At 61.7% G+C, this 16,262-nt stretch carries 13 protein-coding genes; 2 read left to right on the forward strand and 11 right to left on the reverse strand.

Annotated elements, in window-relative coordinates; genetic code table 11:
* Positions 1–139: 139 nt before the first annotated feature.
* Positions 140–628, reverse strand: a complete 489-nt coding sequence (locus PSJE_RS24840; protein WP_057713927.1) for an SRPBCC family protein — start codon at positions 626–628, stop codon at positions 140–142.
* A 277-nt stretch (positions 629–905) separates the two neighbouring features.
* On the opposite strand from PSJE_RS24840, the gene PSJE_RS24845 reads away from it, so the two are divergent.
* Complete coding sequence (locus PSJE_RS24845) at positions 906–1,307, forward strand: lysozyme inhibitor LprI family protein (protein ID WP_090456932.1); 402 nt, start codon at positions 906–908, stop codon at positions 1,305–1,307.
* A 282-nt stretch (positions 1,308–1,589) separates the two neighbouring features.
* Here PSJE_RS24845 and peaD read toward each other — a convergent pair whose 3' ends face one another.
* The 4 genes from peaD to peaA all read right to left on the reverse strand — a co-directional run bounded on the left by peaD (position 1,590) and on the right by peaA (position 6,147).
* Positions 1,590–2,708, reverse strand: a complete 1,119-nt coding sequence (peaD, locus tag PSJE_RS24850) for a quinohemoprotein amine dehydrogenase subunit beta (protein ID WP_090456933.1) — start codon at positions 2,706–2,708, stop codon at positions 1,590–1,592.
* Between the two features lie 21 nt (positions 2,709–2,729).
* Positions 2,730–3,053: a quinohemoprotein amine dehydrogenase subunit gamma gene (qhpC, locus tag PSJE_RS24855; RefSeq protein ID WP_008016081.1), complete on the reverse strand. Its 324-nt coding sequence runs from the start codon at positions 3,051–3,053 to the stop codon at positions 2,730–2,732.
* Position 3,054: 1 nt separating this feature from the next.
* Positions 3,055–4,485, reverse strand: a complete 1,431-nt coding sequence (gene peaB, locus PSJE_RS24860) for a quinohemoprotein amine dehydrogenase maturation protein (protein WP_008056152.1) — start codon at positions 4,483–4,485, stop codon at positions 3,055–3,057.
* 81 nt (positions 4,486–4,566) lie between these two features.
* Positions 4,567–6,147 carry a quinohemoprotein amine dehydrogenase subunit alpha gene (peaA, locus tag PSJE_RS24865; RefSeq protein WP_090456935.1) on the reverse strand — a complete coding sequence of 527 codons (1,581 nt, stop codon included), beginning with the start codon at positions 6,145–6,147 and terminating at the stop codon, positions 4,567–4,569.
* 525 nt (positions 6,148–6,672) lie between these two features.
* On the opposite strand from peaA, the gene PSJE_RS24870 reads away from it, so the two are divergent.
* Positions 6,673–8,163 (forward strand): aldehyde dehydrogenase family protein, encoded by a 1,491-nt coding sequence (locus PSJE_RS24870; protein ID WP_090456937.1) that lies wholly within the window; start codon positions 6,673–6,675, stop codon positions 8,161–8,163.
* 102 nt (positions 8,164–8,265) lie between these two features.
* Here the strand turns inward: PSJE_RS24870 and PSJE_RS24875 are convergent, their stop codons facing one another.
* The 6 genes from PSJE_RS24875 to PSJE_RS24900 form a co-directional block, all read right to left on the reverse strand.
* Positions 8,266–9,264, reverse strand: coding sequence for an acyltransferase family protein (locus tag PSJE_RS24875; protein ID WP_090456939.1), 999 nt, complete (start codon positions 9,262–9,264; stop codon positions 8,266–8,268).
* A gap of 94 nt (positions 9,265–9,358) precedes the next feature.
* Positions 9,359–10,657, reverse strand: a complete 1,299-nt coding sequence (qhpG, locus tag PSJE_RS24880; RefSeq protein WP_090456940.1) for a flavin-dependent monooxygenase QhpG — start codon at positions 10,655–10,657, stop codon at positions 9,359–9,361.
* A complete protein-coding gene (qhpE, locus tag PSJE_RS24885; RefSeq protein WP_090456942.1) occupies positions 10,654–11,331 on the reverse strand; it encodes a subtilisin-like serine protease QhpE in 678 nt (225 codons plus the stop codon). The genes qhpG and qhpE overlap by 4 nt, the downstream gene beginning before the upstream one ends.
* The gene (locus PSJE_RS24890; protein WP_057713918.1) at positions 11,321–13,039 is read right to left on the reverse strand and encodes an ABC transporter ATP-binding protein; all 1,719 of its coding nucleotides are present in this window, start codon (positions 13,037–13,039) and stop codon (positions 11,321–11,323) included. The genes qhpE and PSJE_RS24890 overlap by 11 nt, the downstream gene beginning before the upstream one ends.
* Entirely contained in the window at positions 13,039–14,943 is a 1,905-nt protein-coding gene (locus tag PSJE_RS24895) for a sigma-54-dependent Fis family transcriptional regulator (RefSeq protein WP_090456944.1), read from the reverse strand. The genes PSJE_RS24890 and PSJE_RS24895 overlap by 1 nt, the downstream gene beginning before the upstream one ends.
* A 246-nt stretch (positions 14,944–15,189) precedes the next feature.
* Positions 15,190–16,215, reverse strand: coding sequence for a histone deacetylase family protein (locus PSJE_RS24900; RefSeq protein WP_090456945.1), 1,026 nt, complete (start codon positions 16,213–16,215; stop codon positions 15,190–15,192).
* Positions 16,216–16,262: the final 47 nt, after the last annotated feature.

The raw sequence follows: 16,262 nt of genomic DNA on the forward strand, positions 1-16,262 counted from the left end.
ATCCTGTGCTTCAGTGGGTGAGGCCAGATTACGCTTCGGATCCAATTTGTAACAGGCGATATCGCTACCATCGCGTGTAAGACATTCGCTATAAACCACCCTCCGAAAACCCTTAGACGCCTCAGGTTTCGAGCCGACTTCAGCCACTCTGTTGCTCGTGGGCTTTGGCATTGTCGATCAAAAACTGCTCGATATTGTTCATTTGCTCTTCCCAGCCACGACTGTCCATGCGGAAAGCCCTTTCGCGACGGGCCTGGGGAATGTGATCGAAACCGGACTCGGAGACCTTGAGCAACGTGCCGTTGTCCATGTCTTCGAGCTCGAATTTCACCAGGGTGGTGGGTTCCTGGGAGTAATCGACTTCAGGGTTCACGGCATACGGGTGCCAGCGAAACGAAAGCAGCCGTTCCGGCTCGACCCGCTCTACCAGTACATTCCAGCGCAAATGTTCATAACCGGGATAGGTAACCTGCCCCTGGGTCCATTCGCCTGCCACAAAACGCTTGCCTTCCAGCGCCACGCCAAACCACTGTCCGAACACTTCGGCATTGGCCAGCACACGCCAGACCTGTGAACGCTTGGCCTTGAGCAGGATTTTCCTTTCGATGCGATCAGATGCTGGGTTCATAAGTCACCTCCTGTACTTGAACAGTAGGTCAGTAAGACCACAAGACCAACTCTAAAGTTGTACCAATCGGGATAAGCAATCAACCATACCTGAGATATTCGGTTGCATTTGCGTGGATAAGTTCTGGGCAATCGCAAAGTCAGCGGGTCGAAACTGCTAACGTTCGCCCTCGAAACAGCATGGAAAAGGATAGCGACATGAAAAATCTGCGCGGCAGTTGCCTGTGCCCCTCAGCGCTACACTGCACCTCTCTTTCGGTCACAGCGAGCACTCCAGCATGAACCCACGCTTCTTATTGGCGCTGACACCCTTGTTGTTCACCTCCATGGCGTTCGCCGTGGACTGCGACAACGCCAGCGATCAGGCGACGATGAACCAGTGCGCGGCGCAGCAGAACGCGGCCGCCGACAAGGAATTGAATGCGCTGTACCAGCAAATCACTTCGCGGCTCAAGAGCAACCCGGACAGCAAGAAGCAGTTGGTGGGTGCGCAGCGGGCGTGGGTTGCGTTCCGCGATGCCGAGTGCAAGTTTTCGGCATCCGGGGTGGAAGGCGGGAGTGTGTATCCGCTGATTTACAGCAACTGCACCACGGAACTGACCAAGGCACGGGTTCAGACGTTCAAGAACTACCTGAAGTGCCAGGAGGGGGATATGAGTTGCCCGGTGCCGGGGGTTTGATTTTTGCTGTTTTTGCGGTGTTTTTGAGGGCCCCATCGCGAGCAAGCTCGCTCCCACAGGGGATTAGGACGTACTCGCAATGCCGGCGTCACCACAAAAACTGTGGGAGCGAGCTTGCTCGCGATGAGGTCGGCACATTCAACATTGATGTTGCCTGACATGCCGCCATCGTGGGCAAGCCCGCTCCCACAGGGTTCAGTGGTGTTCACACAATAGTGACCACACCAAAAATCCACTGTGGGAGCGGGCTTGCCCGCGAAGGCGTCAGTTCAGGCGCCGCAATTACCGGACAAAAATCTGCGCCGTGGTAATCGCCATGTCTCCGCCCGGCAACTTGATGCTGCCCGTCTGTTTCAGGCTGTCGGCATCAAAGATCGCCACGTCGTTGAACGTCCCCGCCAGGTAGATCTTGCTGCCGTCCTTGTTGAAGGAAATGCAGTAATACGAGTGATCGAGCGCGGCGGACTGGAGCATTTTCTTCTGCTTGATGTCGTACTTGGCCAGGCGGTTGAGTACGCCAAACATCAGGTTCGGGTCCTTGGGCGAGCGCATACCGCTGAAGTAGATCTCCGTCAAAGGGCCGAAGTCGGTGGTTTCGGTCTTGCCGGTCTTCAGGTCGACGCTGAACAGGCCGTACAGGTATTCGGCGGTGGCCGGGTCCTGTTTCTTGTCCTTGAATTTCGCCGCGGTGTACAGCAGCGAGAAGTCATGCCGGTAGGTCTGCTGGTTCCACACGTAGAGCACGTCCGGTGCGCTGTAGTTCGGGCGTTTCCAGTGACGGCTGGGGATCAGTACGTCGAACTTGCCGGTTTGCACATTGACCTTGTAAACGTCCGCCCCGGCCACGTACAGCGTGCCGTCGTCACCGCTCTGCATGATGGTCAGTTGGCGCGGCGCCGGGAAACTGCGCAGCGGCTTGGCGTCCATGCCGGCATCGGTCGAATACACGTCGAGCCGTGGCTGCTGCACTTCGTAGCGATCGTTCATCATCAGCGTCGGGTTGGCGACGGTGTACAGCTCCTTGCCGTCGTGGCTGACCGTGAAGGCGAACATGGACCTGGCCTTCTCACCCGGCTTCTGGGTGATGCTGGCGTGGAACACCTGCTTGCAGTTGTCCAGTTCGACACCGTAGACATCCGCATAGTGATTGTTCAGCACGTAGGCGGTCTTGCGGTCCGGCGACAACTGCACGGAGCCGGGGCCGAAGGCATCGGGCATCTTGCAGGTCTTGAACAGCGTGTCGGTGGCCAGGTCGATCACGTGCAGGTTGTTCGGGTAGTTGGTGGTCACCATGTATTCGTGACCGACTTGCAGCGCGGTATTTTCATCGGCCAGAACACTGACAGAACAGCTGCTCAGGACGGCGAACGCGGCCAGGCCGCAGGCTTTGATGTTACGCATGCTGGAATCCTTCTTCTGTGATCACTTGTCTTTGGGGAAGACAGTGCCGAGGTTGCGCCAGTTGTCGTTGGACGCCTGGGCATCCTTGTTCCAGTCCGGGTAGGTGCTCATCATGTCGGGCACCTGGGCCGGCCACCAGCAAGGGTCGGAGCAGCCGTAGAGGTCGGCCTCCATCGGCTGGCACAGCGACGACACACCGCCAAACGCATCGATTTCCCAGCCCGGGTCGGTGGTCGAGGCACAGCCCGCCACGGAACTCATGGCCACCACTTCTTCTATGCGGTTTTCATCCGCGGCCTGATCCAGCTTCAACGCTTTGTTATTGATTGCCTTGAGATGTTTCATATCAGTGAGCCTTGCGCGGAGTGATGTAACTGCTGATGAACGCAGGGTTATTGGCCATGATCCGGGTGTAGACCTCGATGCCGAAGTCGACCCAGTCACGCATCAGTTCGCAGTAGTGATAGGTTGGGTGGGTCGGATCGCCATAGCGGGCGTAGCTCTCGTGGTAGCAGCCGCCGGAACACAGGTTGCGGATCTGACAGTCTTCGCAGCCGGTGTTGGTACGGTCCAGGCGCTGGGACAGGAAGTCGTTCAACTCCACCTGTTTCACACCGCTATGGACGTTGCCGAAGGTCGGCAGGCTCGAACCGGTAAAACGGTGGCACAGGTTCAGCTCGCCCTTGTGATCCACCGCCAGCATCTTCAGGCCCGCGCCGCATGGCAGGGCTTTCTTGTGGCCTTCGTGGATGTCGGTGATGAGCTGGTGCAGGTTGGAGAAACCGATGTTGCGGTGTTCCAGCGCCGCTTCCAGGTAACGACGACCCAGCGCCTTCATGTTGGCGAACACCTGCACCAGTTCATCGCTGGTGAGGTTGAAGCTGCTGATGTCGCCGGAGGTCACCGGGGCAAAGCCGACTTCGGCAAAACCCAGTTCGTTGAACAGGTGATCCCAGATGGTTTCGACGTCGGTCACGCCGGTGGTGAGCGTTACGCGAGCTCCGACCGGACGGCTGTTGTAGCGCGACAACAGCATCTCGGCCTTGCGCCGCACCACGTCATAGGTGCCCTGCCCGCCCACGGTGATGCGGTTGCGGTCGTGCACGGTCTTCGGCCCGTCGATGCTCACCGACAAACCGAAACGATGGGCATTGAGGTAATCCACCGTTTCTTCGGTGAGCAACGTGGCGTTGGTGGTCATGACAAATTCGACGAACTTGCCCGCCTCGCGAAAACGCTTCTCACAATAGTCGACCATGTACTCGATCAGCTTGCGGTTGCTCAGCGGTTCGCCGCCGAAGAACACCACGGTGAAACGCTCTTCGTCCGGGGATTCGCGCAGCAGCATTTCCACCGAGGCGATCGCCGTTTCGACGTCCATTTTCTTGCCCGCCGACGGTTTGTCGAGGTCTTCCTTGTAGCAATACGTGCAGCTCAGGTTGCAGCCGGTGTTGACGTTGAGCACCACGGTATTGATCGCCGTGCGCTCGACCCGCTTGGTCGCGATGTCGGGGGTCAGCGGCGAGCCGTCGCTGACCAGTTCCAGGGCCATCAGCTCGCGCAGGGTCTCGGTGATTTCCTCGCCGTTGAAACGCGCGGCCAGGCGCTGGATCAGGTCGTCCGAGGAACAACCTGGCCCGCGCAAGGTATCGATGATGGTACCCGTCAGTTCATCGCTGGCGAACAGCGAACTGCTGGGGATGTGAAACAGCATGCGGTCGGCATCGACCTGCACTTCGTGCAGGTTGCGTTCGACCAGATTCAAGATAGCGCCCATGGCAAACCTCCTGTGCAGGCCCCGCTTGGCGGGGCTTGCGGTCATTCCGAAAAGTGTCTGAAGCCTGTGCCGTCAGCCAACTCACGGAATGGGTGGATTGTTCCAGCGTTGCACGGTCACGATCAGGTGGCCTTCGCCGGTCAGGGATTTCCCTGCATCGTCGACGGCGGCGATCACCTTGAGGTTGCCGGCATTGTTGGTGGACATCTTGCGTGCCGGGTTCGGCCCGGCATCGCCCGGAGTGAACACGCCGGTGTCGGCCTGCATGGTGCCGGCGAACTTGACGTCTTCGTCTTCCCTGGCGCGGTCGTCGAAGGCCTCGACTTTCCACTGCGCCGGGAACACACCGATGCGGTACGGCTTGCCATCAGCGCCCTTGCCCCAGGCTTCCGCGTCGAAACGGCCCTGGACTTTCGGCGTCGAACCACCGCCCTCGCCGATCCGTGCAACCGAGAATTCCGGCACAACCTTGACCGAGGCGATCTTGCTGTACACCGACAGGCTCGGGCCCTTTAGCGTGCCGACGCTGACCGCGCGCAAACCTGGCTGGGCATTGGCGGCGGCCTTGAGCTTGACCTTGATCCGCTCCGGGCTCTGCTCGACCACTTCGAGCACTTCCACGCCTTTGCCGAAGTCCGGCTTGCCGGTCAGGCCGCTGCCGATCAGGGTCACTTCGGTTTCACTGCCGGCCTTCAGATAACCCGGCTGCACCGCCAGCAAACGGTTGGAGCCTTGCTTGGCGGCGACGAAGTCCAGGCCACGCTCGTCGTGTTCGGCCTCGAACATCCGGCCCTGCATCGCATTGCCCTGGGCGGCGAACACCTGGCGCATGGTCACGCCATCGATGGTCACGTTGCCGCGCCATTCGTAGCCGGTGTAGAGGATTGCACTGCCGTCGCCGTTGAACGGCGTGCCGTCGGCGTACTGGCCTTTGACGCTGACCTTGAAGGTGTCGCTGCCATCGGCACTCACGGTCATTACACCCGCCAGCTCACCCTTGCCCGGCAAGTGGCCGCTGAAGCTCCAGTCGCCCACCAGGGCATCGGCTTTCGGCGCGGCGCTCTGCCATTTTTTCCAGGCCGGGTTGTCCAGCGGATAACGCTTGGCCAGCAGCGGCACCATTTCTTTGCGGGCCATATCGAACCAGTCGCGGTCCCGGGACAGCGCCTGGTACTCCAGGGACGGCCACTGACCGAGGTGGAAATTCACCAGGCGTTCCCACTCCTGGGCCGGACGCCGTTGCAGGGCAACCCGCGCACCGGAGTGGCAGCGGCCGCACATCTGGCTTGTCTGGTCGTCGAACTGCTCGACGGTATTGAGCCGGCGCTCCAGTGCATAGCGCACGCCGTCGGTTTCGCTCGGCGCCAGGCCCTGGGTGTCGGCCAGGTATTTGACCAGCGTGCGACGGTCCTCATCACTGATCTGCAAACCGTGCATGGTCTGCATCCGGGCAATGCTCATCAGCCAGCCTTCCGGCGTTTTGCGCTGGTGGCTGATGCGGCTGAGGGCGTTATCGGCTTCGGGGGTGTGACAGCCCTGACAGGTTTCCTTGAGGATGGTCTGGGCGTCGCGGGCTGCCAGGCTATGAGGCGAATGCAGCGCTACACAAGCGGCTACGGCCAGCAGGCTGGCGCTCATGCCTGATCGGAGTTTTCTCTTCATCAACGTCGAACCTCGCACGGTGCGTTCTTATTGTTGTGGCTTATCGTTTTTATGGTTTCTGCCGCCGGCTTTGATCCGCTGACGGAGGCAAGAGAAACGTCTGCGATGAGCAATACACGGAGCGTGCCAGCTTATTAATATCTCAATGAATCAATGACTTGTGACTAATAACCGGTTTTTTTCGGGAGACGTCATGGGCGTTGCACGTTTAATTTCGCGACAACTGTTTCACTCTGAGACAAGCATAGTTTTCTGTAGGAGCGAGCCTGCTCGCGATGGTCGTTAACGATATCGCGTGCTTACAGGCTAAACGTAGTGCTCTTTCGTCCATCGCGAGCAGGCTCGCTCCTACAGGGTGTTGTGTTCGGGGCGTCTCACGTCGTCGCAATTTGCGACGTTTATCGATCTCACGGTGACCCGGAAAATATCTGTCACCCCACTGGATCGGGCCTTGCGGCCGAAAAAACACAACTGGCACAGGCATTGCGAAAGCCCGGTTCTCACGAACAACAAGAGGCCTCGCCAATGTCGCTCCCAAACCTGCTTCCCGCCACTTCGGCATTCATCCAGCGCGCCCCGCGCATGCTTATCGGCGGTGACTGGGTCGAGGCCGCCGACGGCCAGACCATGCCCCTGCACAACCCGGCCACCGGTGAGGTGCTGTGCGTGGTGCCACGGGCAACACCGGAAGATGTCGACCGTGCGGTGCTCGCCGCCCGCCAGGCGTTCGACGATTCGGCCTGGACCCGCACCCGTCCCCGGGAGCGGCAGAACCTGCTGTGGAAACTCGCCGACCTGATGCAGCGCGACGCCGAGCTGCTGGCGCAACTGGAATGCCTGAACAACGGTAAAAGCGCAGCGGTGGCCCAGGTGATGGACGTGCAACTGGCCATCGACTTCCTGCGCTACATGGCCGGTTGGGCGACCAAGATCGAAGGTTCTACGGTTGACGTGTCGGCACCGCTGATGCCCAACGACCAGTTCCACAGCTTCATCCGCCGTGAAGCGGTGGGCGTGGTCGGTGCCATCGTTGCCTGGAACTTCCCGCTGTTGCTGGCCTGTTGGAAACTCGGCCCGGCCCTGGCCACCGGCTGCACCGTGGTGCTAAAGCCGGCCGACGAAACCCCGCTGACCGCACTTAAACTTGCCGAACTGGTGCTGGAAGCCGGTTATCCCGAAGGCGTATTCAACGTGGTCACCGGCACCGGCATCACCGCAGGTTCTGCCTTGACCCACAACCCGCTGGTGGACAAGCTGACCTTCACCGGCTCCACCGCCGTCGGCAAGCAGATCGGCAAGATCGCCATGGATTCCATGACCCGGGTCACCCTGGAGCTAGGCGGTAAATCACCAACCATCGTCATGGCCGACGCCGACCTGAAAACCGCCGCGGCCGGGGCTGCCAGCGCGATCTTCTTCAACCAGGGCCAGGTCTGCTGCGCAGGCTCGCGGCTGTATGTGCAGCGCAAGCACTTCGACAATGTGGTGGCGGACATCAGCGACATTGCCAACGCCATGAAACTCGGCAACGGCCTGGACCCGAGCGTCGACATGGGGCCCTTGATCTCGGCGCGCCAGCAGGAGCGCGTCTACGGGTACATCGAAAAGGGCCGGGAAAGCGGCGCGACCATCGCCTGCGGTGGCGAGCAGTTCGGGCCTGGGTTCTTCGTCAAGCCAACGGTAATTGTCGACGTCGATCAGAAGCACTCACTGGTGCAGGAAGAAATCTTCGGCCCGGTGCTGGTGGCCATCCCGTTCGATGACGAAGCCGATGCCCTGCGCATGGCCAATGACAGTCCGTATGGATTGGGCGCGAGCATCTGGTCCAATGACCTGGCGGCGGTGCACCGGATGATTCCGCGCATCAAGTCAGGATCGGTGTGGGTCAACTGCCACAGCGCCCTGGACCCGACGCTGCCGTTCGGCGGCTACAAGATGTCCGGGGTCGGGCGTGAGATGGGGTATGCGGCGATCGAGCATTACACCGAGTTGAAGTCGGTGCTGATCAAGTTGTGATTCGTAGCGTTCTTCAGGCCGCCTTCGCGAGCAAGCCCGCTCCCACATTGGATTGCGTTCCCCTGTGGGAGCGGGCTTGTCCGCGAAGGCGTCCCCCAGCCACTACGCCGCTGTTTCGCGGTCCAGTGGGCGACCCACCCCATATTTTGCGCCGGCCCGAAGCGCGTGACGAAGCTTCAGGGCCGGCCGTTCGACGCAGTAGTACGAAACGCCGCTGAGCAGCAACGACAAGGCCAGCACTGTTGCAACAACGGCCCCATCGTAGGCAACCGACCAGACAGCGTGCAGGAAGTACATCACCACATAGTGATTCAGGAACACGCCGTAGCTGATATTGCCGAGGAACTCGTCAATCCGGTGAAACCTGAGCTTTGTCAGCAGGTACACGGCGGGCACGCCCAGCGCTATGCCGGCGGTCACTTCGGCATTGAACGGTCGGCGCTCTATCCATCCCGCCATGATGGCCGCAAACATCAGGGCCGCCACCACGGCGGTGCCGGCAGCGATCGCCAAATCCTTCGGCTGCGCTTTGTACAGGTAGCTGCCGCACAGGAACATGAACAGCACACCCGGCAATAGACGGTAGCCGTACAGGTCGGTGTTGATGAAACCCAGGCACGCGGCCATGAAGACGACGACGGATAGAGCAAACGCAACGCCCCGCGCCCTATAGATGATCAGGAAAGGGATCATCAGGTAGAAGCACATCTCAAGCCCCAAAGACCAGGCCGGCGGCAAGATCCACGATCCCGCCGCGCCGAACATGTAGAAGCCGAGTGGCACGATAGCCAGGCTTGCGGCGATGTTGCGCAGCGTCAGCTCGGCGGCTTGAGGCGTGCCGGGCAGCAGGAAATAGATCACCGCACAGGAAACCACGAAGTAGAACAGGAATTGAGGATAGAGCCGCAGGGCGCGGTCCAGGTAGAACAGGCCGACTTTCTCCGGCGCCTTGTAGTTGCGTTCGATCAGCGAGGTCATCACGAAACCGCTGATGATCAGGAAGGAAATCACGGCAATCACGCCGGGGTTTAGCCCCATGAACGTCTTGCCCATATGAGAAACGGCCACCAGAACGGCCAATAGCAGACGATAAGCTCCCACTTACACCCCAAAATTCCTTGTCGTTATGGCGCGTAAATTACGATGCTTTGCGCTGGGAGAACAGGCTTTTTCGCCGTATCCGGACGTTCTTCATTCAGGGTTTGAAACCCTGGCCCAGTAACCAGCTGCGAACCATCCGCCCCTGCTCCACCGTCAGCCCGGCCAACACCTGATCCGCCGACTCTCCCTGCTTTAACCTCTGCACCAACGCCGCCACCTCAACCCCATGCACATGCCAGATACCCAGCGGTTGATCCACCGTGATCACCACCTCGGCTTCATCGACCAGCCCATCACGCAACACCGGCGCCCGCTCAATCCTCAGCGCATTGAAATCCGCCTCGGCATGGGCCACCTCGGCATCCGGCCAGCTCCGCCGTGCCTGCCAGAACGGCTGGTCCGGCCAGCGTTGCTCATCGGCATAAAAATCCCGGCCGATTCGCGCAAACCGCAAAAACAACTGCCCCACCCGCTGCTGGTGGAAACGCTGGGCCAGAGCCGTTCGTTCGGGTTTGCACAGCAGCGTGTTGATAACCGCGGGCGCCTGCAACGCCGAAGACAAGGACTGAAAGATCCCGTTGCCCGACAATGGGTCCACCGCCATTGCCGCATCGCCGACCCGAATCCAGTTTTCGCCACACACCTGCGGGCTCAGAATCGCCGTGCTGCTGCGGGCGTGCAGTTGTAGATCGCTTTGCGCTGCGCCAGCGAAAAATGCAGTGGCCAGCCGCGAACCCTCGCGCCGCTGTCGGCAGTAATCGAGCAACATAGCCTTGCCCGGCAACCCGGCACTGGCCACATCCACCGTCCATTGCCAGTAACACTGGCCGTCGGCGCGCCGCGCCATCCATGCCCAACCGTCCTCAAGGCTTTCCACTGCGCTGGCAGTGCTGCCCGGCGAACCCTGCCAGCGATTGAGCAAGCTGACGGTCTCGGGCCCACGCAAGCCTTTGCCGATAGTGGGGGCCTGTCGTCCTCGGGCCTCTACGAGAAACGGCGCGAGCAGTGGTTCGCGGCCGTCGATTTCGATTCGGTGGCCATTGGTCGATGACTGAACCGTCAGCACCCGGCCTTCGATCAACTCGACCCCCGCCAGGCGCAAATCCTCACGCAGGCCTCGGTCAAACAGCGGACGGTCGAGCAAGTATTCGATGTTCTGCGCATGCTGCTGGCCATTCCAGTTCACCTGGCGTTGAGAAGGCAGCGCTGCTTGCGCCAACGCCTGGTGCAGGCCCACGCCGCGCAAAGCCTCGAGAACCCGTACGGACACGCCTTCGAGCGCCGCGAACCGGCGCCATTCGCTGATCAGCGTGACGCCATGGCCCAGCCGCTTCAAACCCAGCGCGACCGCGGCCCCCGCCGGGCCGGCGCCCAGAATGACGATGTCGGTCATGGCCCGAAGCGCCGTTCAGGGCCACGGTAACGGGCATGCTCGCGCAACCACTCGATGACTTGCTCATTGCTGGCACCAGGCTGTTCGACGAGGAACCCGGCGATGTGTCCGCTCAAGGCGGCACAACCGAGGCTCGCCCCGGATTGCCCCGGGTACGTGCCATGCACACACGCGGCGAAATCCGCCTGGGCGCTGTTGAGCCACGACCATTCCTGCTCGGCGCACCGCGCATCGCCGGTCACCCGCAACACCTGCGGATAGTTCGCCGGAAACACCCCTTCCCCTTGGGCCGGGCTCGACGCACACAGCAGCACACCCCGCGCCACCGCCGCCGCGCAGGCCGCGCGCAACAGGCTGCGATCCTGGCGCAGGCCAAGGCTCAAATTGATCAGTCGAACGTCCTGCGTCAGCAGCCAGTCAATCGCCGTGGCGATCTGCAAGGCGCTGGTGACACCCCGCTGGTCGAACACCTGAGCCACGCAAAACAGAGCCGAGGGTGCACGCCGGCCGATGGCCTCGATCACCGCACTGCCATGCCCCAGCGGGTCTTCGCGCAAGTCGCCCTCAGCCAGGCCGTCTTCGAGCAATGAAAAGCGTCGACCGGCGATCACTTGCACCCGTTGTGCCGCCGAGTGACCGCTGTCCACCACACCAATGCGTAACTCAGGTTTCATGCAGCACCGTTTTCGAGGTCAGTACGCCGTCGAGCAATTCAAAGCGCAGGTCGGCGTCGGCCAGGGTTGAAGGGCGATGGCTGATCAGGATGCGCGTACGCCCGGCAAACAGGCGGTCGATGGCGTCGATGACTTCGCGCTCGGTGGCTTCATCCACTGCGGACGTGGCTTCATCGAGCACCAGGATCAGTGGGTCCTGCAACAGTGCCCGGGCAATCGCGATGCGTTGTTTCTGCCCGCCGGACAACTGCTGGCCCCGCTCGCCCAAGGGACTGTCGAGACCTTCGGGCAAGGACTCGATCAGGCTGTCGAGTTGCGCCAGTCGCGCCACGTCGGCAATCGCCTCGCGGCTGGCGTCCGGTGCCGCGTAGGCCAGGTTGTCGGCGAGGCTGCCGCGAAACAGCACGATGTCCTGGCTGACGATGGCGATGCGCCGACGCAACTGGAACAGATCCAGCTCGCGCAGATCGACGTCGCCCAGCAGTACCCGGCCCGATTGCGGATCGTGATGACGTTGCAGCAGGTCGATCAGGGTGGACTTGCCCACGCCCGAGCCGCCGCTGAGGGCCACTTTCATACCGTAGGGAATCCGCGCCTCGATGCCGCGCAGGGTCGATTGGCGGCCGGGATGGGCGAAGTGCACGTTGTCGAACCAGAGATCGCCGCCAGTGGGCATTGCCCTTGGCGTAGCGGGCGTCAACACCGTCGGTTGTTCGCCGCGCAACTCCATGACCCGGCCGAGGCTGACGGTCATCCGCTGGATCGCGACGTAGAGCCCGAGCAGGCTTTGCACCGGCCCCACGGCCATGCCCAGGTAAGTGGAAAACGCAATCAGGGCGCCGAGCTGCCAGGTGCCCTGCACCACCCAGTAACCGCCGATCAGAAATGCGCAGGCCCGGGACAGCGAGGTCAGGGTACCGGGCACGGCCTGGGTGAAAAATTCGGTGACTTGCAGGCGCAGCAACTGGCTCATGTAGCCCTGCCCCAGCGTCTCGAGGCGCCGCGCTTCGCGCTGTTGCTGGCCGGCGGACTGGATGAATTTCATCACCGGCAATGTCTCGACCATGAACGACGACATGTCCGCCGAACGCTCGCGCAACTGCCGTACATCGCGCTCCACCTTGCGCCGCATCCAGCGCAGCCAGAGCACGTCGAGGGGAATCAGCACCAGGGCCAGCAGCGACAGTTTCCAGGACAAGGTCAGCAGCATCGCCACGGCCACCACCAGGCCGATCACGCTGGACACCGCCGAGAACAGCGAGTCCACGGCAAACCGCTGGATTTCCGCGACGTCACCATCGAGGCGCGACATCAGGTCGCCGATGCGCCGCTGGCCGTAAAAGCTCGGCGACAGGGTTTGCAAATGCCGGTACAGGTCATCGCGCAGGGCAAACAGCATGCGCCCGGACAGTCGCGTGTGCAGGTAGCGGTTGATGCCCGAAAGTGCCGTGCCCAGCAACCCGGCAACGATCATCAGCCCGGCGATCATTACCAGCATCGGGAAGTTACGCGCCAACAGGCCATCGTCGATCAGCAGTTTGGTCAGCCACGGCTGCACCAGCACCAGCGCCGAGGCGCAGACCGACAAACCCAGCAGCCCGGCAATCGCCAGGCGATGGGGTCGCACGAAGCTGTACAGCCAACGCAATGCCGCTTGCAGAGCCTCGGGGTTCTGGCTGTCGATCAGCCGAACGATCAAGCGCTGCATCACGAACGCAACTGTTTGAGCTTGCGATAAAGCGTCGCGCGGCTGATACCCAGAGCGTCGGCGGCGGCCGAGACATTGCCCTGGTGCGTGTCCAGGGACTGACGGATCAGATCCAGTTCGTTTTCCCGGATGCTGCCGGCCTGGGGCCGTTCGCTGGTGGTCAACTCGTCGAGCATGCTGTCGGGCAAGTGGTCGAGGGTCAGCACGGTGTCGCCCGGTTCGCGCATGGCCAGCGCGGTGCGCAGGACCATCTCCAGCTGGCGGATGTTACCCGGCCACTGATAACCGTTGAGCAAGCGATCGAGATCATCGTGCAGGACCACGGCGGGTGCGCCCAATGTCGTCAGCATGCGAGTGACGAGCGCGCCGAAATCTTCGCGTTCGCGCAGGGCCGGAAGCATCACGCTGATGCCATTGACCCGGTAGAACAGGTCCTCGCGAAAGTGTTTTTCTTCCACCAGACGCTTGAGGTCGCGGTGGGTGGCGCAGATCAGCGCGACGTCGATGTCCTGCTCTTCGCCTGCACCCAGGGGCGCGACCTTGCGATCCTGCAGCACCCGCAACAACCGGGCCTGCAAAGCCAAAGGCATATCGCCGATTTCATCGAGGAACAAGGTGCCGCCATGGGCCTGCTGCAAACGCCCGACCATGCCGCCCCGGCGTGAACCGGTGAACGCGCCTTCACGATAGCCGAACAGTTCGGACTCGATCAGGCCTTCGGGAATGGCCGCGCAGTTCACCGCCACGAAGGGTTTGTCGCAGCGCGCTCCGGCCATGTGCAGGGCGCGGGCGATCACCTCTTTACCGGTGCCGGTTTCACCCAGTAACAGGACCGGCAGTTCATTGGCCAGGCCTTGACGGGCCATGCGCAAGGCACGGGCGTAGCGGGTATTGCTGCCGGCGAGCGCTTCCAGGTCCGGTTGCGCCTTGGGCGGTTTCGCGACTGTGCGCGGCGGGCTGCTGACGTTGATCGAGCGTTGCGGCGCGCGCAGGGTTTTGTAGAAGAATTCACCCTTGGCGGTTTGCAGGCTGCCGACTCCACCCTGATGCAGACGCGCCAACAATTGCAGGCCGTCGACTCCGAGAAACTCTTCGCAGCGCCGACCGACTAGGGCCGAGCGCTCGGCGTGGAGCAACTGGCAGGCCTGGGCGCTGACCGCCAGGATCTGCCCGCCGAGGCTCACTGCCAGCAGGCCTTGCCACGGGGATTCCAGATATTGCCTGCGGCTGTGGAAGGCCAGGACGATTTCGTCCGGATAACTGGCGTTGAACACTCGGCTTTCGATCTGGCTGACCGCCATGGCCAGCAGCGCAGTGCTGTCGTGGGCACGGCCGAGGGGGCCTTCGCGGGTCAGGTCGAGAACGCCGAGAATGTCGCCCTGGGGGCAATGGATCGGCACCGAAGTGCAGGAAAAATCACTGAGGCGATCCAGATAATGTTCGCCGCAATCGATCAGGGTCGGCCGGGCTTCCACCAGTGCCGTGCCCAGGGCGTTGGTGCCGCGAACCGCTTCGCTCCAGCAGGTGCCGAGGGTGATGTCCTGCAGGCCGCTGCCTTTGAGACGGTCGGCGCGGCCTTCGACGGCGAGGATGGTGGCGTCGGAGTTGGCGAGGATGATCAGCCCTTCCTTGCCCTGACGCTCGGCCAGGTAATCGATGGCCGGCAACGCAGCGTCGATCAACAAGCGGTTGCTGGACAGCAACACGTCGAGGCTGGCACTCGATTCCAGCGCCAGCTCATGCTTGGCATTGAAATGCACGCCATGGCTGAGACTGCGTCGCCACGAGGCATCGATCTCCGCACGCAGGACGCCATCCGGCACTTCGCCTTCCAGGTGCAACTTTTCCCGGGCCAGCCGGGCTTCGCGATGCAGTTTGGGGGAGTTTGTTTTTATTGGCGTCATCAAGCGCTCCGGGTCATCCACCCTGCGCCTTCATACGTCGGCGCCCTGGAGCAATCTTTACGTTAACGTCAGGGCTATGGCAAGTGCCGTAGGGCGCTTGTGTTCCGTCAGGTGGACCCCGTTATCGTTCATCGCGAGCAAGCTCGCTCCCACACTTGACCGAGGTGAACCGCATATTTGTGTTCAACACTGACCAGTGTGGGAGCGAGCTTGCTCGCGATAGCGATCTACCAGGCAGCAAAGATCTCAGAGCTGCCAAACCTCAGGGTCCACAAAAAACGCCCGGGCATTATCCTCCAGGCTCTCCAGGTGATACCCGCCCTCCTGCACAATCAGGCACGGCAACCCGAGGCTGCGAATGCGCTCACCGAGCACGGCAAACCCTTCGCGAGTCACCGCCACTTTGCTCTGCGGGTCCAGCTCGAAAATATCGAAGCCCAGGGACAGCACCAGCACCTCGGCGCCGAAGTCCTTCAGCGCCTTCAGCGCTACTTCCAATTGCCCGAGAAAAACCGCCTCGCTGGCGCCATGGGCCATCGGCAGGTTGAGGTTGAAACCCTCGCCTGCACCGACACCACGCTCTTCGGCAAAACCTGCGACGCCCGGATAGAAGTTGGTCGGATCGCCGTGCACCGACACGTAGAGCACGTCATCGCGGTCGTAGAAAATCTCCTGAATACCCTGACCATGGTGCATGTCGGTATCCAGCACCGCTACCCGCGAAAAACCGGCGCGCAATACCTGCGCCGCCACCGCCGCGTTGTTCACATAACAGAAACCACCCGCCGCTTCGGCCCGGGCGTGGTGACCCGGTGGCCGGCACAGGGCATAGGCTGCCGGCTCGCCATCGAGCAACGCCCGGGCACCGGCGATGGCGCTTTGCGCCGACCAGTAGGCCGAACGCCAGGTCTGCTCGCCCACCGGGCAACTGCCATCGGCCAGATAGCGCGCCGCTTGCGCGAGAATTCCGCGCAGGGCATTGGGTTCGCGGACAAAGATGTTCGACATCACCTCGTCGCCCCAATCCTCGGGAATCTCTTTCCAGCGCTGATGGGCTTCCTGCAAAAACCTCAGGTACGGTGCGCCGTGCACCGCCAGCAGCGGATCGAGCCCGGCATCGGCCGGTTGCTCAACGGCAAAGCCCAACGCACGGGACGCCTGCACCAGGCGCTGCGCACGCTCCGGCACTTCCTGCGGCGTACGCATCTGGCCACGGGAATAGTAGCTGCGTGGATGGTGGAGCAATTGTTCGGGATGGAAAAAACTGCGCATGGAGTGAATACCTGTCAGTTAACTTGGATCTTGAAACCAGCCGCATT

The organism is Pseudomonas jessenii, from assembly GCF_002236115.1.
Classification (GTDB): Bacteria; Pseudomonadota; Gammaproteobacteria; order Pseudomonadales; family Pseudomonadaceae; genus Aquipseudomonas; species Aquipseudomonas jessenii.